This is a genomic window from Nocardioides pyridinolyticus, from assembly GCF_054653575.1.
The window spans coordinates 102,077-118,618 of record NZ_BAAIFY010000006.1 but is presented as its reverse complement, the minus strand read 5'-3'; the positions used below and the strand labels follow the sequence as shown (position 1 = coordinate 118,618).

Annotated in this window: 15 protein-coding genes; 4 read left to right on the top strand and 11 right to left on the bottom strand. The window is 73.2% G+C overall.

Features of this window, described 5'->3' with window-relative positions:
- Positions 1-9: 9 nt before the first annotated feature.
- Genes ACYQ0U_RS07640 through ACYQ0U_RS07600 form a run of 9 tightly spaced genes read right to left on the bottom strand, consistent with a single transcriptional unit; the run spans position 10 to position 10,168 of the window.
- A complete protein-coding gene (locus tag ACYQ0U_RS07640) occupies positions 10-2,313 on the bottom strand; it encodes an arylsulfatase (RefSeq protein WP_459971210.1) in 2,304 nt (767 codons plus the stop codon).
- A gap of 41 nt (positions 2,314-2,354) precedes the next feature.
- Complete coding sequence (locus ACYQ0U_RS07635) at positions 2,355-3,152, bottom strand: enoyl-CoA hydratase-related protein (RefSeq protein ID WP_459971208.1); 798 nt, start codon at positions 3,150-3,152, stop codon at positions 2,355-2,357.
- On the bottom strand, positions 3,149-4,321 hold the full coding sequence (locus ACYQ0U_RS07630) for an acyl-CoA dehydrogenase family protein (protein WP_459971206.1): 1,173 nt from the start codon (positions 4,319-4,321) through the stop codon (positions 3,149-3,151). Before ACYQ0U_RS07630 ends, ACYQ0U_RS07635 begins: the two co-directional genes overlap by 4 nt.
- 6 nt (positions 4,322-4,327) lie before the next feature.
- Positions 4,328-5,632 (bottom strand): flavin monoamine oxidase family protein, encoded by a 1,305-nt coding sequence (locus ACYQ0U_RS07625; protein WP_459971204.1) that lies wholly within the window; start codon positions 5,630-5,632, stop codon positions 4,328-4,330.
- Positions 5,629-6,699, bottom strand: coding sequence for an ABC transporter ATP-binding protein (locus ACYQ0U_RS07620; protein ID WP_459971201.1), 1,071 nt, complete (start codon positions 6,697-6,699; stop codon positions 5,629-5,631). Before ACYQ0U_RS07620 ends, ACYQ0U_RS07625 begins: the two co-directional genes overlap by 4 nt.
- A complete protein-coding gene (locus ACYQ0U_RS07615) occupies positions 6,696-7,523 on the bottom strand; it encodes an ABC transporter permease (protein ID WP_459971200.1) in 828 nt (275 codons plus the stop codon). Before ACYQ0U_RS07615 ends, ACYQ0U_RS07620 begins: the two co-directional genes overlap by 4 nt.
- On the bottom strand, positions 7,523-8,386 hold the full coding sequence (locus ACYQ0U_RS07610; protein WP_459971198.1) for an ABC transporter permease: 864 nt from the start codon (positions 8,384-8,386) through the stop codon (positions 7,523-7,525). The genes ACYQ0U_RS07615 and ACYQ0U_RS07610 overlap by 1 nt, the downstream gene beginning before the upstream one ends.
- Before the next feature lies 1 nt (position 8,387).
- Positions 8,388-9,530: a polyamine ABC transporter substrate-binding protein gene (locus ACYQ0U_RS07605; protein ID WP_459971196.1), complete on the bottom strand. Its 1,143-nt coding sequence runs from the start codon at positions 9,528-9,530 to the stop codon at positions 8,388-8,390.
- Positions 9,527-10,168, bottom strand: coding sequence for a TetR/AcrR family transcriptional regulator (locus ACYQ0U_RS07600; protein ID WP_459971194.1), 642 nt, complete (start codon positions 10,166-10,168; stop codon positions 9,527-9,529). The genes ACYQ0U_RS07605 and ACYQ0U_RS07600 overlap by 4 nt, the downstream gene beginning before the upstream one ends.
- A 53-nt stretch (positions 10,169-10,221) precedes the next feature.
- Between ACYQ0U_RS07600 and ACYQ0U_RS07595 the strand changes: the two genes are divergently transcribed.
- Positions 10,222-12,306, top strand: a complete 2,085-nt coding sequence (locus tag ACYQ0U_RS07595) for an acetate--CoA ligase family protein (protein WP_459971192.1) — start codon at positions 10,222-10,224, stop codon at positions 12,304-12,306.
- On the opposite strand, the gene ACYQ0U_RS07590 is transcribed toward ACYQ0U_RS07595, so the two are convergent.
- Both ACYQ0U_RS07590 and ACYQ0U_RS07585 read right to left on the bottom strand, forming a co-directional pair.
- Positions 12,299-13,396: an aromatic ring-hydroxylating oxygenase subunit alpha gene (locus tag ACYQ0U_RS07590; protein ID WP_459971190.1), complete on the bottom strand. Its 1,098-nt coding sequence runs from the start codon at positions 13,394-13,396 to the stop codon at positions 12,299-12,301. The two genes, ACYQ0U_RS07595 and ACYQ0U_RS07590, sit on opposite strands and share 8 nt — an antisense overlap.
- Positions 13,397-13,456: 60 nt before the next feature.
- Positions 13,457-14,446, bottom strand: a complete 990-nt coding sequence (locus tag ACYQ0U_RS07585; protein ID WP_459971188.1) for a glycosyl hydrolase family 18 protein — start codon at positions 14,444-14,446, stop codon at positions 13,457-13,459.
- 17 nt (positions 14,447-14,463) lie between these two features.
- Between ACYQ0U_RS07585 and ACYQ0U_RS07580 the strand changes: the two genes are divergently transcribed.
- The 3 genes from ACYQ0U_RS07580 to ACYQ0U_RS07570 are packed head-to-tail and all read left to right on the top strand — an operon-like array spanning position 14,464 to position 16,539.
- Positions 14,464-14,892, top strand: a complete 429-nt coding sequence (locus ACYQ0U_RS07580) for an NUDIX domain-containing protein (protein ID WP_459971186.1) — start codon at positions 14,464-14,466, stop codon at positions 14,890-14,892.
- Complete coding sequence (locus tag ACYQ0U_RS07575) at positions 14,889-15,617, top strand: TSUP family transporter (RefSeq protein WP_459971184.1); 729 nt, start codon at positions 14,889-14,891, stop codon at positions 15,615-15,617. The genes ACYQ0U_RS07580 and ACYQ0U_RS07575 overlap by 4 nt, the downstream gene beginning before the upstream one ends.
- A gap of 7 nt (positions 15,618-15,624) precedes the next feature.
- Positions 15,625-16,539: an SMP-30/gluconolactonase/LRE family protein gene (locus tag ACYQ0U_RS07570; RefSeq protein ID WP_459971182.1), complete on the top strand. Its 915-nt coding sequence runs from the start codon at positions 15,625-15,627 to the stop codon at positions 16,537-16,539.
- Positions 16,540-16,542: the final 3 nt, after the last annotated feature.

The window sequence follows — 16,542 nt, the reverse complement described above, 5'->3', positions numbered from 1 at the left end:
CTGGAACGCTCACTGGTGGGTGAGGTGCGCGCGGGCGCGCTGCTCCTCGGTGACCGTGCCCGCGACCGGCCCCAGGTCGAAGCGCACGCGGTGGATCAGGCCCTCGAACCGGTTGCGCACCGGCAGGTAGTCGTCCACCACGGGGGTCCCGCGGTCGACCCCGACGTTGAAGGTCTCGTCGAAGGAGAAGTAGTACGCGGTCGTGACCGGGATCCGGCCGGACCCGACCGGGGCGCCGTCGACCTCGAGCGTGACGTGCGCGCCGCTGCCGGGCGGCCCGCCGTCGTACTCGAACCGGACGGCGAGGTCGTGACGGCCGGGCAGGATCGGCTTCCCGCCGCGGACGACGGTGAGGTCGCGGCCGGCGAAGTTGTAGGCGTAGTGCGGGATCCCGGCGACGAGGTAGAGCGACCAGCCCCCGAACCGGCCGCCCTGCGCGACCACGACGCCGTTGGTGCCCGTGACCACCTCGAGGTCGGCGGTGACCAGGTGCGAGCGGTTCTTGACGTTCGGCGCCGCCTCCTCGGTCAGCCGTCCGACGCGGGGCCCGAAGGACAGCGTGGACCGGCCCGAGTGGAGGTCCAGACGCCCGGCGACGTCGGGGTTCTCGCGCTCGGTGACCCGGTCGTCCAGGGGGAGGACGTGGTACCGCTCGGCCTCCTGGAGGAAGAGCTCCTGGAGCTCGCGCAGCTTGTCGGGGTGCTCGGCGGCGACGTCGTGGGCCTGGCTCCAGTCGCCGCTCGTGTGGTCGTAGAGCTCCCAGACGTCCTCGTCGAAGGGCCGGCCGCCGGTGTGCACCATCTCCCACGGCGTGCCGTGACGGGTCACCGCGGTCCAGCCGTCGTGGTAGACGCCGCGGTTGCCGATCATCTCGAAGTACTGCGTGGAGCGGCGGCCCTCCGCGTCGGCGTCGTCGAAGGAGTACGCCAGGCTGGTGCCCTCGATCGGCTGCTGCTCGACGCCGCCGTAGACCTCGGGGGCGGGCACGCCGGCCGCCTCGAGGATGGTGGGCAGCACGTCGATCACGTGGTGCCACTGGTGCCGGATCTCGCCGCGGGCCTCGATCCCGTTGCTCCAGCGGACGATCATGCCGTCGCGGGTGCCGCCCAGGTGCGCGAGCTGCTTGGTCCAGGGGTACGGCGTGTTCATCGCCAGCGCCCAGCCGACCGGGTAGATCGCGTAGGTCGTGGGGTCGCCGATCGTGTCCAGCCGTGCGGCCATGTCCGCGGTGTCGTCCTGGACGCCGTGGCCGACCAGGTGCTCGCGGAAGGTGCCGCGCGGGCCGCCCTCGCCGGAGGCGCCGTTGTCGCCGAGCAGGTAGAGGATCAGGGTGTCGTCGAGGACGCCCAGGTCCTCGAGCGCGTCGACCAGCCGCCCGACCTGCGCGTCGGTGTGCTCGGCGAACCCGGCGTAGGTCTCCATGTGGCGCGCCGCGACCCGGCGTTCGGTCTCGTCGAGCTCGTCCCAGTGCGGGACGCCGTCGGCCCACGGGGCCAGGTCGGTCGTCCCCGGCACGATCCCGAGCTCCTTCTGGCGGGCGAGGGTCTGCTCGCGCAGCGCGTCCCACCCGGCGTCGAAGCGGCCGGCGTACTTGTCGCGCCACTCGGGGGCGACGTGGAACGGCGCGTGCGTCGCGCCGAACGCCACGTAGGTGAAGAACGGGCGGTCCGGGGTGATCGCCTGCTGGTTCTCGATCCAGGAGATCGCCTTCTCGACCAGGTCCTCGGACAGGTGGTAGCCGTCCTCGGGGAGCCGGTCCGGCTCGATGGCGTAGCGGCCCTGGTAGAGCTGCGGGTACCAGTGGTTCATCTCCGCGCCCATGAACCCGTAGAAGTAGTCGAAGCCCTCGCCCATCGGCCAGCGGGGGAAGGGCCCGGAGGGGCTGACCTCCACCGGCGGGGTCTGGTGCCACTTGCCGATCGCGGCCGTGCAGTAGCCGTTCCCGCTGAGGATCTGGGCGATGGTCGCGGCGCTCGCCGGGCGGTAGCCGTGGTAGCCGGGCAGCGGCGTCGACATCTCGCTGGTGACGCCCATGCCGACCGAGTGGTGGTTGCGGCCGGTCATCAGCGCCTGCCGCGTGGGGCTGCACAGGGAGGTGACGTGGAACCGGCTGTAGCGCAGCCCCTCGTCGGCGAGCCGCTGCGCCGTCGGCATCTCGCACGGACCGCCGTACGGCGAGGACGCGCCGAACCCCATGTCGTCGATGAGCACCACGACGACGTTCGGGGACCGGGGCGGTGCCTCGACGGGCCGGATCGGCCGGGCCGTGGTGTCGACGTCGAGGGGGAGCCGGCGGCGGTCCTGGTCGGTCACGGGCCGGATCCTCGCACGCCGACTCGCGCCCGGGGACGGGTTCAACGCCCCCTCCAGACCGGCTTCCGCTTCTCGGCGAAGGCCCGGAAGCCCTCCTGCCCGTCCGCGGAGGCGTAGAGGGTCGCCACCGTCGGCAGCGTGCTCGAGGTGACCAGGTCCATCGCCTCCTGGAACCGGAGGGACTCCGCGATGCGGGCGGTCTCCTTGATCGCGGCGAACACCAGGGGCGGCCCCGACGCCAGCAGCCGGGCGGTCTCCCAGGCGCGGGCGCGGACCGCCTGGTCGTCGGGCAGCACCTCGTTGACCAGGCCCCAGCGCGCCGCCTCCTCCGCGGGCACCCAGCGTCCGGTCAGGAGCAGCTCCATCGCGACGTGGTAGGGCATCCGCTTGGGGAGCTTGATGGTCGCGGCGTCCGCGAGCGTGCCGGCGTTGATCTCCGGCAGCCCGAACTGCGTGGCCGCGGACGCGTAGATCAGGTCGCACGAGAGCGCGAGCTCCCAGCCGCCGCCCATCGCCAGCCCGTGCACGGCGGCGATCACCGGCTTGTTGAGGTCGGGCAGCTCCTGGAGCCCGCCGAAGCCGCCCACGCCGTAGTCGCCATCGACCGCGTCACCGCCGGCCGCGGCCTTGAGGTCCCAGCCGGCGCAGAAGAACCTGTCGCCCTCGGTGCGCAGGATCGCGACCCGGAGGTCGGGGTCGTCGCGGAACGCCGCGAAGACTCGGCCCATCTCGCGGCTGGTGGCCAGGTCGATGGCGTTGGCCTTCGGCCGGTCCAGGGTGACCTCGAGGATCCCGTCCTCGGTGCGGGTGCGGACGACGTCGCCCGTGCTCGTGCTCATGCTCGTCCTTCCCACGGTCGCAGCAGCGACCGGCTGATGATGTGGCGCTGGATCTCGGACGTGCCGTCCCAGATCCGCTCGATCCGGGCGTCCCGCCAGATCCGCTCCAGCGGCAGCTCGTCCATGAGGCCCATGCCGCCGTGGATCTGGATCGCCTCGTCGGCGACCATCGCGAGCATCTCGGTGGCCTTCACCTTCGCCATGGCGATGTCGGCGTCGGTCGCGGTGCCCTGGTCGTGCTTCCAGGCCGCGTGCAGGGTCAGCAGCTCCGCGGCCCGGAGCTCGGTCGCCATGTCGGCGAGCTTGAAGCCGACGCCCTGGAACCGGCCGATCGGCTGCCCGAACTGCTCGCGCGTCGCGGCGTGCCGGGTCGCCAGCTCCAGGGCCCGCTCGGCCCGGCCGAGGCAGGACGCCGCGACCTGGAGGCGGGTGGTGGCCAGCCAGGTGCCGGCCAGCTCGAAGCCCTTGCCCTCCTCGCCGAGCAGCGCGTCGCCGCCGACCCGGACGTCGTCGAAGTCGAGGATCGAGTTGGTGTAGCCGCGGTGGCTGACGTTGCGGTAGCCCTCGTGCACCGACAGGCCGGGGGAGTCGAGGTCGACGAGGAACGTCGACATGGCGGGTCGTCCCGCGTCGTCCGTCCCCGTGACCGCCACCAGGATCACGAAGTCGGCCTCGTCGGCGTGGCTGATGAAGTGCTTGGTGCCGCGGATGCGCCAGCCTCCCGGGTGCACGGAGTCGTCACGGGTCGCCCGGGTCCGCATGCCGCGCATGTCGGACCCGGCGCCGGGCTCGGTCATCGCCAGGCAGTCGATCCTCTCGCCGCGGACGCAGGGGTACAGGTAGCGCTCGCGCTGGGCCTCGGTGCCGGCGAGCAGGATGTTCGAGGGCCGGACGACGCCGGTGTACTGGAGCGCGTAGCCGGCCCGGCCGAGCTCCTTCTCGAACAGCACCCACGTCACCGTGTCCAGGCCCGCTCCGCCGACCTCCTCGGGCATGTTGGCGGCGTAGAGGCCGGCGGCGATCGCCTTCCGGCGGATCTGCGCGACCAGCTCGGGCCGCAGCACGCCGGTGCGCTCGACCTCCTCCTCGTGGGGGTGGAGCTCGCGCTCGACGAACGCGCGGGTCACCTCCAGGATGCTGCGCTGCTCGTCGGTCAGCCCGAAGTCCATGCGCTCCTACCTCCCTGCCAGCGCCGCGGCGGCGGCCCCGCGGCCGGTCCGGACGGCGCCCTCCATGTAGCCCGCGACCCACTGGTCGGAGCCGCAGACGTAGAACGGCGGCTCGTGGGTGCCGTGCCGCCTCCCGACGCCCTCGACGTCGCCCGGACGCCACTGGGTGACGTAGCCCTGGGTCCACGGGTCCGTGCCCCAGAGCCGGGTCCAGGTCGCGATCGGCGCGGTCGCCTCCGGCCCGAACAGCTCGGCGACCTGGGCGAGGGCCTCGCGGGTGCGCCGGCCGGGCTCGGCGGCGAGGAAGGCGGCGTACCGCTCCGGCGGGACCAGCGCCGACAGCACGCCGTGCTGCTGCGGCCAGGTCGAGCCGAGGACGCCCTCGCTCTCGGACAGCCCGTTCTGGCCGCGGGCGCGCCAGAACGGCTCGTCGTACGCCGCGACGAACTTGGCCGCCAGCGCGTGCCGCTGCCGTCGCAGCGACGTCAGCCGCTCGTCGCTGACGCCGCGGATCTCCAGGTCGCGGGCCGGCCCGGACGGCACCGCGAGGACGACCGCGTCGGCGCGGAGCGTCTCGCCGGCGACGGTGGTCACCTCGCTGCGGGACCCGATCGCGAGGCGGCGCACCGGCGTGGACAGCCGCACGTCGCGGAGTCCCGCCGCCATCGTCAGGGCGACGGTGGCGGAGCCCTCGGCGACGCGGAGGTTCTCCCACTGCTCGACGTCGTAGCTGCCGGTCGTGCCGCCGACGACGGTCTTGCGGGCGTAGGCGAACAGGCTCTGCCGCTCGATCGACCCGTCGGACAGGCTCCGGTGGACGAGCTCGAAGAGCCGCAGCACGCTCGGTCTCGCGCCGACCTCGCGCAGCCAGTCGCCGAGGCTCAGCCGGTCCAGCCGGTGCAGATCGGGGCACGACCACGGGTCGTCGGGGTCGATCGTGGCCAGCACCTTCGCGAGCGCGGCCTCCACGTCGTCGAACGACGCCCGGTCGGCGTCGGTGCACCACGACGGCCACGCGCCGACGTCGACGGACCCAGGGACCTGGCGGGTGATCCGGCCCGGCTCCGCGACGTAGGACGCCGTCAGCGTGAGCCCCAGCTCCTCGACGAGACCGAGGTACCCGGTGTGCGCGGTGCCGACGACCTCGCCGCCGAGCTGGACGCGGCGGCCGTCCGGGAGCTCCACCTGCTCGACCCGGCCGCCGACCCGGTCGCGCGCCTCCAGCACGGTGACCTGCGCGCCGCCGGCCTCCAGGTCGCGGGCGGCCGCCAGCCCGGCCAGCCCGGCGCCCACGACCACGACGTCGGTCATCGCAGCACCACCGTGTGCTCGGGCAGCCAGCCGACCTCGACCAGGTCGCCGGGCTGCCAGCGGTCCTCGGCGCGCATGCGCGGGAGGTTCTGCTCCAGGACGGTGAGGGTGAGGCCGGGCGCGATCGCCACGAGGTACTGGGTGGTGGCGCCGTGGTAGCTGGTCGCGACGATGGTGCCGGGCAGGCGGTACATCCGCGGCGTCAGCTCGGTGAGCCAGATCTTCTCGGGGCGGACGGCCGCGCTGACCGCGTCGCCCTCGGCCGAGCCGGTGTGCCCGGGCGCGGGGATCCGGACGCCGGGCGCGACCGCGACGCAGCCGGCGGACCACGAGCCGCTCATCAGGTTGCTCGTCCCGATGAAGCCGGCCGCGAAGACCGACGTGGGCCGCTCGTAGATGTCCTCGGGCGTGCCGCACTGCTCGACCACGCCGTCGTTCATGATCGCGACGCGGTCGCTCATGCTGAGCGCCTCGTCCTGGTCGTGGGTGACGAAGAGGAAGGTGATGCCGACCTGGCGCTGGATCGCCTTGAGCTCGGCCTGCATCGCGTGGCGCAGCTTGAGGTCGAGCGCGGCCAGCGGCTCGTCGAGCAGCAGCACCTGGGGCTCGTTGATGAGCGCGCGGGCCAGCGCCACCCGCTGCCGTTGCCCGCCGGAGAGCCGGCTGGGGCGCTCCGTGGCCCGGTCGGCGAGCTCGACCAGCTCGAGCATGCGGGAGACCCGGTCGTCGATCGCCGACTTGTCGATCCCCTTGCGGCGCAGGCCGAACCCCACGTTGCGCCGGACGTCGAGGTGCTCGAAGAGGGCGTAGCTCTGGAAGACGGTGTTCACGTCGCGCTTGTGCGGGGGAGTGCTGGTGACGTCCTCGCCGCCGACGAGGATCGTGCCGGACGTGGGGTCGCTGAAGCCGGCGATCATCCGCAGCGTCGTGGTCTTGCCGCAGCCGGAGGGGCCCAGCAGCGCGAAGAACTCGCCGCGCGCGATGTCGAGGTCGAGGTGGTCGACGACGGTCGCGCCGCCGAACACCTTGGTCAGCCCGCGCAGGGAGACGCTGGGCGTGCCGGTCATCGGCGCTCCCCGGTGATCAGGTCCAGGCTGGACGGCTCGCGGGCGAAGAGACGCGGGAGCACCAGCGCGGCCACGATGAGCAGGGCGGAGACGAGCAGCATCAGCGTCCCGATCGCGTTGATGGCGGGGGAGACGCCGAAGCGGATGGAGGAGTAGACGCGCACCGGCAGCGGCTGCGGGTCCACCCCGGTGGTGAAGAACGCGAGCACGAAGTCGTCGAAGACGAGGGCGAAGACCAGCAGGCCGGCACCGAGGAGCGCCGGCGTGAGCAGCGGGATCGTGACCAGGCGCAGGGCTTGGAACGGCGTGCAGCCCAGGTCGCGCGCGGCCTCCTCGACCTCCAGCGCGATCCCGGCCAGCCGGCCGCGGACGATCACGGTGACGTAGGCGATCGAGAACGTGATCTCGGCCAGGACCACCGTCGTCATCGAGAGCTCGAGCCCGATGCCGGTGAACAGCAGCAGCGCGGCCACGCCGGTGACGATCTCGGGCGTGACGAGGGGGAGCAGCGTGACCGCCCCGATCACCCGGCCGCGGCGCGAGCGGACCCGCTCCAGCCCCAGGGCGAGCATCGTGCCGAGCACGAGCGACCCGGCCGTCGCGAGCGTCGCGATCTCCAGGCTGGCCACGAGCGAGTCCAGCAGCGCGCGGTCGTGGACCAGGGCGTCGTACCACCGCAGGCTGAAGCCGGAGAACGCCGACAGCGACTTCTCGTCGTTGAAGCTGAACAGCGCCACCGCCAGGATCGGCAGGTAGAGCCAGGCGAAGAACACCACGGTCACCGCCACCGCGAACCGCGGCCTGCGCTCCAGCCGGCGGGACATCACGCCTCCCGCGCCCGGGTCGAGGTGGCGCGCAGGTAGACGACCATGAGCACGGTCAGCGCGAGCATCATCCCGACGGTCAGGGCCGAGCCGAGCGGCCAGTTCTGGCCCTCCATGAACTGCTGCTGGACCAGGTTGCCCATCATGTAGGTGCTGGCGCCGCCGAGCAGCTGGGCGCTGACGAAGTCGCCGAGGGCGGGCAGGAAGACCAGCAGGATGCCGCCGTACAGGCCCGCCCGGGTCGCGGGCAGCGTCACGTGGACGAACGTGCGCACCGGCCCGTGGTAGAGGTCCTTGCCGGCCTCGACGAGCGACACGTCGAGCCGCTCCAGCGAGGCGTAGACCGGCAGGATCATGAAGACGACGAAGCCGTAGACCAGTCCGCCCACGACGGCGTACGGCGTGTTGAGGAAGGTGACCGCGCCGATCCCGGCCCGGCCCAGGCCGCTGTTGACCAGGCCGTCGTCGGAGAGCAGCGCCTTCCAGGCGTACATGCGGATCAGGTAGCTGGCGAAGAACGGCACGACGACCGCCGCGATCAGCGCGTTCTTGTAGCGGCCGCCGTGGAGCGCGATGGCGTAGGCGACCGGGTAGGCGATCAGCACCGAGATCGCGACCGTCGCGAGGGCGTAGGCGAGCGAGCGCAGGAACAGCTCGAGGTAGACCTCGTTCCAGAGCGCCTCGTAGCTGGCGGTGCTCGTGGCGAAGACCGGGAAGCCGTCGTTGGTCGTCCGGCCGAAGGAGAGCAGGACGACGATCACCATGCTGGACACGAAGAACGCCACCATCCACGCCGTCGGCAGCGCGAGCAGCGCGCCCCACAGCCACGTGCGCTGGGCCGAGCGGGGCGCGGTCGTGGCCACGTCAGCTCGCCTTCACCTCGGTCCACACCGCCGCGCGGCGCTGGACCTCCTCGGTGTCGAGCAGCCGGTAGACGTTCTCGTTCTCGAGGTCGGCGACGTCGACCTGGCAGGCCGGGGCGTCCTGGGTCAGCTCGGCGAACGCGGGCAGCGCGTCCTTCACCGGGAACGGGTAGAAGAGGTACTTCATGTTCCGGACCGCGTTCTCGGGCCGCAGCAGGTAATCGATGAAGACCATCGCCGTCCCGGGGTGCCGCGCGTTGGCCGGGATCGCGTAGGCGTCGGAGTTGATCGGCGTGCCCTCGCTGGGGGCCTCGAAGGCGAACATCGCGGGGTCGTCGGCCAGCCCGCGCTGGAGGTAGAGGAAGTCCCCGCTCCACATGTGGTGCACCCAGGCGTCGCCGCCGAGCATGTTGTTGATGTCGTCGGAGGAGTACGCCCGGAGGTACTCCTTCTGGCTGATCAGCAGGTCCTTGATGTCGGCGAGCTCGCCCGGGTCCGCGGTGTTCACGTCGTAGCCGAGGATCAGCGCGGCCATCGCCAGCGCCTCGTCCTGGTCGTCGAGGGTGAACACCCGGCCGCGGGCCTCGTCGTTCCAGAGGTCGCGCCAGCTGCCGGTCATCGACGAGACCTTGTCGGTGCGCCAGCCGATCCCGGTCTTGTAGACCGTGAACGGCACCGACACCTCGGAGCCGTCGTCGTACCACGGGTGGTTGAAGTACGACCCGGAGTAGAAGACCTGGTCGGCGTTGGTCAGCTGCGCGGGGTCGATCGAGCGGAGCTTGCCCTCGCGCTTGAGCTTCACGACCCACTTGGCGATCGGGAACACGATGTCGTACTGGTTGCCCGCGGCGAGCTTGGCGTACATGCCCTCCATCGAGTCGTAGTTCGACTCGATCACCTCGACGCCGTACTCCTCCGAGAAGCCCTTGACGACCGCCGGGGCGAGGTAGTCGGCCCAGTTGAAGTAGACGAGGTCGCCGTCGACCTGCGCCTTCGCCGACGGGGGGAGCGGGGCATCGGCGGGGGCGTCGTCACGGAGGTACGCGCAGCCCGGCAGGGCGAGGGAGGCGCCGAGCGCCAGGCCCCCGGTCAGGAGCCCACGCCGCGAGGGGCGGGGGAGGCCGAGACCGGGGGACGGGGTCACGGGAGTGGTCCGTCGTGCCCGACCAGGACCCCGACCGCGGTGGCGACCGTGGCGCGCGCCTCCTCCAGGCCGAGGAGGGGGTCGCCCGCGAGCACCCGGGCGCCGAGGCCGTCGGTCAGGGCGATCGCGGTCTCGGCGATCAGCCGCGGGTCGAGCTGCGTGGTGAAGACGCCGGCGGCGAGGCCCTGGCGGACGATGTCGGCCACGGCGACGTACAGGTCCTCGTAGAGCTCGGCGCCGACCTTCGCGAGGTGCGGGTCGCGGATGCAGAGCACCGCGAGCTCCTGCCAGAGCAGCCACTCGTCCGCCCGCTGCCGGTCGCTCGGCAGGCAGCGGTCGAGGAAGGACGAAAGCCGCTCGGCGGGGCCCTCGCCGGCCCGGGCCATCGCCTGCTGGGTCAGCTCGGCCGATGTCTCGTGCGAGTAGCGGAGCACCTCGCCGAAGAGGAGCTCCTTGGTGTCGAAGTGGTAGTGCAGCAGGCCGGAGGAGACCCCGGCGGTGCGGGCGATGGCCGCCATCCGGACCTGGGCCAGGCCGTCGCGGACGATGCACTCGGCGGCGGCGGCGAGGATGCGCGTGCGCGCCTCGGCTGCGGCCTGCTCGCGCTGGCTGGGACGGTTCGACGACGTGGCTGCCATGGCTCCCGTTCAGGCTGACTGTGCAGTCAGTCAGCGATGCTAGGGTTCGGCCCGTGGGGCGTCAAGGATCGCCGGAGCCGCTGGAAGCGCTCTTCTCACCGCGCACGGTGGCCGTCGTCGGCGCCAGCGACGACCCCGCCAAGTGGGGCCACATCATCGCCGGCCGGGCCCTCGCCTCGCGCGGTGACTCGCGGGACGACCGGACCGTGCTGCTGGTCAACCGCCGCGGCGGCGAGGTCCTGGGCGAGCCCGCCCACCGGTCCGTGGTGGCGGCCGGGGTGGCGGCCGGGGCGGCGGTCGAGCTGGCGGTCGTGTGCGTCCCGGCGGCCGGCTTCGTGGACGCGGTGACCGACGCGGTCGCCGCGGGCGCGCGGGCGATCGTGGGCATCACCGCCGGGCTCTCCGAGTCGGGGGCGGCCGGTGCCGCGATCGAGGCCGAGGCACTGGCCGTCGCGCGCGCCGCGGGAGCGGTCGTCGTGGGGCCGAACTGCCTCGGGATCGTCGACACGACGACCGGGCTCCAGCTCGCGCACGCCGTCCTCCCCGCCGGCGACGTCGCGCTGCTCAGTCAGAGCGGCAACCTGGTGCTCGACCTGGCCGGGCTGATGGCCGACCGCGGACTGGGGGTCTCCCGGTTCGTGTCGCTCGGCAACCAGGCCGACCTGGGTCTCGTCGACCTCCTCCACTCCTGCGTGGTCCACGACGGCACGCGGGCGGTCGCGGTCTACACCGAGGACGTCGTCGACGGCCGCGCGTTCCTCGACGCGGCCCGGGCGCTGCGGGACGCCGGCAAGCCGCTCGTGCTGCTCGCGCCCGGTCGCAGCGAGGCGGCGGTGCGCAGCGCGGCGTCCCACACCGGCTCGCTCACCAGCTCCGCGATGGTCATCGACGCCGCGTGCGCGGCGACCGGGGCGCACCGGGTCGAGCACCCGACGGAGCTCGCCGACCTGCTGGTCGCCCTGCGCGGTCCCCGGCGGATGGCCGGGGACCGGGTGGCGGTGCTGACCGACGGCGGCGGGCACGGCGCGGTGGCGGCCGACGCGCTCGTCTCCGTGGGGCTGGCGACCCCGGTGCTCGACGGCGCGGTGACCGCGGACCTGACCGCGGCGCTGTGGGCGCAGTCCACCGTGACCAACCCGGTCGACCTCGCCGGTGCCGGAGAGCAGGACGCCGCGAGCTACGCGCGCGCCGTGGAGGTCCTCCTCGCCTGCGACCAGGTCGACGGTGTCCTGGTGACCGGGTACTTCGGGGGCTACGCGCTCCAGGGGCCGGGGCTGGTGGCGGCCGAGGTGGCCGCGGCCCGCCGGATGGCCGCGGCGGCCGCGGCCGGGACCAGGCCGCTCGTCGTGCAGACCCTCCACCCCGACGGCCCCGCGGGGCGGGTGCTGAGCGCCGCCGGCATCCCCGTCCACCGCGACGTCGACCGGGCCTGCGCGGTGCTGGCCGGGCTCCTCGAGCCGTCGGGCGACGGCCTGGCGCTGCCGCTCCCCGCCGCGGCGGCGCCCGTCGCCGACGTGTCGTACGCCGCCGCGCGAGCTCTCTTCGCGGAGGCCGGGATCGCCTTCCCGCGCTCGGTGACGGTCACCGACGCGGCCGGGCTGGAGGCCGGGCCCGCGGCGGCCGGACTGCGGTACCCCGTGGTCCTCAAGGCCCTGGGCCGGGTGCACAAGTCCGAGGGCGGCGGTGTCGTCCTCGGACTCGCGGACCCCGAGGCGGCACGGGCGGCCCACGCCGACCTGGTCGCGCGGCTGGCGCCGCCGGCGGTCTCCGTCGAGGAGATGGCCGACCTCGCCGACGGCGTCGAGCTGATCGTCGGCAGCGTGCGCGACCCGAAGTTCGGCGCGGTGGTCCTGGTCGGGCTCGGGGGCGTCTTCGCGGAGGTGCTGGGCGACGTCGCCTGCGCGATCGCGCCGGTGTCCGCGGACGCCGCCCGGTCCCTGCTGCTCTCGCTCCACGGCGCGCCGGTGCTCTTGGGGGCGCGCGGTCGGCCGCCGGTGGACCTCGACGCGCTCGCCGAGGTGGTGGCCCGGGTCTCGCGGCTGGCCGCCGCCCACCCGGAGCTGGCCGAGCTGGAGCTGAACCCGGTGCTGGCCGGCCCGTCCGGCGTACTCGCCCTCGATGCGAGGATCGTCAGGTGACGTCGCGCAGGTAGCGCTGGTCGAAGTGGTGGACCCAGCTGTCCTTGGCCGGGAAGACGCCGTGGTCGAAGGCGCGCGAGGTCACGCCGCGCTGGACCCGCTCGCAGGCCTCGTTGTCCTGGCGCGTGACGCGCTCGTTGAACTCCACCACCGGTGACGGGTCGAAGTCGGGGTCGTCGAGCGCGTCGGGGCTGAAGAGATACTCGGTCACCAGCCGGCTGCTCCGCGGGCCGGTCGGGAAGACCGCGGTCGCCAGGCAGCTGGAGCCGTCGACGTCGAGGAACATCGTCGGGTAGACGCCGGCGCCGTAGTAGGACTGCGGGTCGCCGGCGCCCCGGAAGCCCGGGAGGAGCGGGAGCCGGAGGCGCGGGTCGTCCACGATCGCCGTCCGCCCGTCGGCCAGCGAGACCCCGCCGTCGGCGCGGCCGTCCTCGAAGATGTCGCCCTTCTTGTACGCCGGCACGACGGCGACGAGCTCGGGGTGGATCGTCGGGCAGTGCAGGCACTCGTTGTAGTTCTCGAGGACGATCTTCCAGTTGGCCTGCACGTCGTTGACCGTGACGTGCCCGATGCGCAGTTCCGCGAGGCCGTACTTCGCCAGCCCCAGCGGCTCGTCCTGCTGGTCGGCGAGGTGGTCGTGCAGCGAGCGCGGCTCCTCGCGGGAGAGGTTGACGAAGACGAACCCCTCCCAGACGTCGACGTGCACGGGCCACAGCGACGTCGAGGGGCGGTCGATCTCGTCCCTGTCGATCATCGGGGTGGTGACGAGCGTGCCGTCGAGGGCGTAGCCCCAGGCGTGGTACGGGCAGCGCAGGTGGCTGCGCACCGACCCCCGCTCGTCGTCGCAGATGCGCGAGCCCCGGTGCCGGCAGACGTTGTAGAAGGCGCGGACCCGCTCGTCCTTCCCGCGCACGACCAGGATGCTCTCGTCGGCGATCTCGACGCGGAGCCAGTCGCCCGGCTTCGCGACCCGTCCGGCGCGACCGACGTAGATCCAGTTGCGGTAGAAGACCCGGTCCCGGTCGAGGGCGTAGGTCTCGTCGGAGTGGTAGGCCACCCCGGGAAGGGTCTTCCGGATCTCGCTGGCCATTCACTGATCGTACAGTCAGCGAGTTGGGGTGGCTAGGCCTCGCGTCCCGCGCGCTACATATCAGGTGAGCGTGTCCGCCGACCCGAGCCGCCACACGGCGAGCCCGCGGAGGCCGTACTCACGGGCCAGGTCGACGCGCCGCTCGTAGGAGCGCCCGTCGGACCACCAGAGCCGGGTGCCGTTCGGGAGCAGCGCCGTCCACTCGCCGGGCCCGGGGCGCCAGCGGGCGGTGGCGCCGGAGCGCTCGACCAGCCGCTCGGCCTGCTTCACGGTGACGCTGCGGCCGGTGCCCTCGCGCGGCCACGTGTAGCCGTAGCCGGCCACGCCGAGCTGCACCTGCTCCGGGGGTACGACGGTCAGCAGCGCCTCCAGCGACCGGCGCTGCCACGCGAGGTCGCCGATCGGGCCCGGGCCGGACCACGGGCCGTGCAGGTCGTAGGTCATCAGGTCGACCACGTCGACGGCGTCGCGGAGCCCGGCCAGGCGGTAGCCGCGGTCGCGGTAGGACTCCACCGAGGGCGCGGCGCTCACGTCGATCGACACGGTCTTCTCCGCGGGCATCGCGTCCTGGAGCGCTCGGGCCAGCGCGACCAGCCCGTCGCCGTCGCGCTCCCGGACCCGCTCGAGGTCGATGTTCACGCCGTCCCAGCCCGCCGCGACGAACCCGGCCAGCCGGTCGGCCACCCGTTGGATCTTGCGCGGGCTGCTGAGCAGCCGGTGCAGTCGCTCGGGGTCGAAGGCCTCGAGTCGGTTGCTGTAGTTGGTCAGCAGCAGCTCGGCCACTAGCTCGTGCCGGTGCGCGGCCCGGCGCAGCCGCTCGTGGTCCGCGTTCGGTCTCGCCACCCCGCCGCCGTTCGCGGTGAGCGCCACGGCGGCGACGCTCAGCGTGGTGATCCCGTCGGCGTTGCGCGCGACCAGCCGGTTGCTCCCGCTCTGGAGGATCCAGCCGGTCACCTCCATCCCGTCCGGCACCTGCGCGGCGGCGGGGACGGCGGCCGGGGAGGACGCGAGTCCCAGGACGAGGGCGAGGGTCAGGGCGACGAGACGCATGTCGATAGCGTGCCAGCATGCACCGCTTCGCCTCCGTCCTGCTCGTGGACCGGCGCGGGCGGGTGCTGCTCCAGGAGCGCGACGAGCACCCGGTGATCGACCCCGAGAAGTGGGGGCTGGTGGGCGGGCACGTGGAGGACGGGGAGGAGTACGAGCCCGCGGCGTACCGCGAGCTCGCCGAGGAGACCGGAATCGAGCTGGCCGCGGGCACGCTCCGGCTCTTCCGCGAGCTCGAGGTCTTCCACGAGGCCTACGGGACGCTCGACGCCATGCAGGTCTGGTACGCCGGCACCGAGCTGACCGACGACGACGTCGTCGTGGGGGAGGGCCGCCGGATCGTGTTCGTCGAGCCCCGTGCCGCCCGCGCGCTGGACCTCACGGCGAGCGCCGCGATCGTCGTGCCGGCGTTCCTCGACGCGCCCGAGTACTGGGAGCTCCTCGGTTGACCGGCGGCCTCGACCCGGGGGTGTTCGCCCTCGTCTTCCTCGCCGTGCTGGTCGGCTCCACCGTGCAGGCCCTGGTCGGCCTCGGCATCGGGCTGGTCGCCGCGCCGGTGATCACGCTGCTGGAGCCCGGCCTGATGCCGGGCGTGCTCATCTCGCTGGCCTTCGTGCTGCCGATCATCACGCTCGTGCAGGAGCGCGACGAGATCGACTGGTTCGGCCTGTACTGGTCGCTCCCGGCCCGCGTCGTCGGCACCGCAGGCGGGGTCGGGGTGGTCGCGACGTTCAGCGCCGACCAGCTCGGCGTGCTCATCGGCGCGATGGTGCTGCTCGCCGTGCTGCTGACCTGGCACGCCGTCGAGGTGCCGATCAACCGCGGGACGCTGAGCGCGGCCGGCTTCATCGGCGGCGTCACCGGCACGGCTACCTCGATCGGCGGCCCGCCGTTCGCGCTGCTCTACCAGCACCGCCCGCCGCGGCAGATCCGCACCACGATGGCGGTCTACTTCCTCGTCGGCGCCGCGATCAGCCTGCTCGGGCTGGCGGTGTCGGGCGACCTCGAGCGCCACCAGGTCGCGGTCGCCGGCCTGCTGCTGCCCGCGATCGTGCTCGGCGTGGTGGTCGGCTCCCCGCTGCGCCGGCTGCTGCCCGCGCACCGCGTGCGCGGGGCGGTCCTGCTGGTCTCCGGCGCGTCGGCACTGGTGCTCATGGTGCGCTCGCTGCTCTGATGACCCCATGAGCGACCTCACCGTGCACCCCGTCCCCGGATCCGGTGCCGAGGACGTCCTCGTCGGCCCGGACGGCGTCGTCTACACCGGCACCGACGACGGCAGCATCCTCCGGATCACGCCCGACGGCCGCCGGGTCGACCGGGTCGCCCACACCGGCGGACGACCGCTGGGCATCGAGATCGACCCCGACGGGCGGCTGCTCGTCTGCGACGCCCACCGCGGCGTGCTGCGCGTCGACACCCGCAGCGGCGGCGTCGAGCCCGTCGTCGACCGCATCGGGCACGCGCCGATGCGCTTCTGCAACAACGCGGCGATCGCCTCCGACGGCACCGTCTGGTTCAGCGACTCCTCGCTGCACTACGGCATCGAGCAGTGGAAGGACGACCTCGTCCAGGACACCCGCACCGGCCGGCTCGCCCGGATGGGCGCGGACGGCGTCCCGGAGGTCGTGATCGAGGGCCTGGCCTTCGCGAACGGGGTCGCGCTCGCCGCCGACGAGTCGTACGTCGCCGTGGCGGAGACCGGCGCGCGCACCGTCGTGCGGTGGTGGCTCACCGGACCGAGGGCGGGCACCCGGGACTTCCTCGCCACCGACCTGCCGGGCTACCCCGACAACATCGCGCGGGGGAGCGACGGGCTCGTCTGGGTATCGATCGCCAGCCCGACCGACCCGGTCGTCGAACGCCTCCAGCGCGCCCCGATGCCGGTCCGCAAGCTCGTGACGAGGATCCCCGAGCCGCTCCAGCCCAAGCCGAAGCGCACCGTCCGGGCCCAGGCCTTCGACGACGAGGGCCGGCTGGTCCACGACGTCGACCGGCCCGCCACGGCGTACCACATGGTCACCGGCGTCCGGGAGCACGACGGACGGCTCTGGCTGGGCAGTCTGCACGAGCCCGCGATCGCGGTCGTCGACCTCTAGCCA

What these genes read in the sequence shown, in the direction of transcription:
- ACYQ0U_RS07615 (WP_459971200.1), bottom strand. Translation starts at nt 7,523, where the DNA reads ATGTCCCGCCGGCTGGAGCGCAGGCCGCGGTTCGCGGTGGCGGTGACC.
- ACYQ0U_RS07590 (WP_459971190.1), bottom strand. Translation starts at nt 13,396, where the DNA reads ATGGCCAGCGAGATCCGGAAGACCCTTCCCGGGGTGGCCTACCACTCC.
- ACYQ0U_RS07580 (WP_459971186.1), top strand. Translation starts at nt 14,464, where the DNA reads ATGCACCGCTTCGCCTCCGTCCTGCTCGTGGACCGGCGCGGGCGGGTG.
- ACYQ0U_RS07620 (WP_459971201.1), bottom strand. Translation starts at nt 6,699, where the DNA reads ATGACCGGCACGCCCAGCGTCTCCCTGCGCGGGCTGACCAAGGTGTTC.
- ACYQ0U_RS07600 (WP_459971194.1), bottom strand. Translation starts at nt 10,168, where the DNA reads ATGGCAGCCACGTCGTCGAACCGTCCCAGCCAGCGCGAGCAGGCCGCA.
- ACYQ0U_RS07585 (WP_459971188.1), bottom strand. Translation starts at nt 14,446, where the DNA reads ATGCGTCTCGTCGCCCTGACCCTCGCCCTCGTCCTGGGACTCGCGTCC.
- ACYQ0U_RS07635 (WP_459971208.1), bottom strand. Translation starts at nt 3,152, where the DNA reads ATGAGCACGAGCACGGGCGACGTCGTCCGCACCCGCACCGAGGACGGG.
- ACYQ0U_RS07570 (WP_459971182.1), top strand. Translation starts at nt 15,625, where the DNA reads ATGAGCGACCTCACCGTGCACCCCGTCCCCGGATCCGGTGCCGAGGAC.
- ACYQ0U_RS07630 (WP_459971206.1), bottom strand. Translation starts at nt 4,321, where the DNA reads ATGGACTTCGGGCTGACCGACGAGCAGCGCAGCATCCTGGAGGTGACC.
- ACYQ0U_RS07625 (WP_459971204.1), bottom strand. Translation starts at nt 5,632, where the DNA reads ATGACCGACGTCGTGGTCGTGGGCGCCGGGCTGGCCGGGCTGGCGGCC.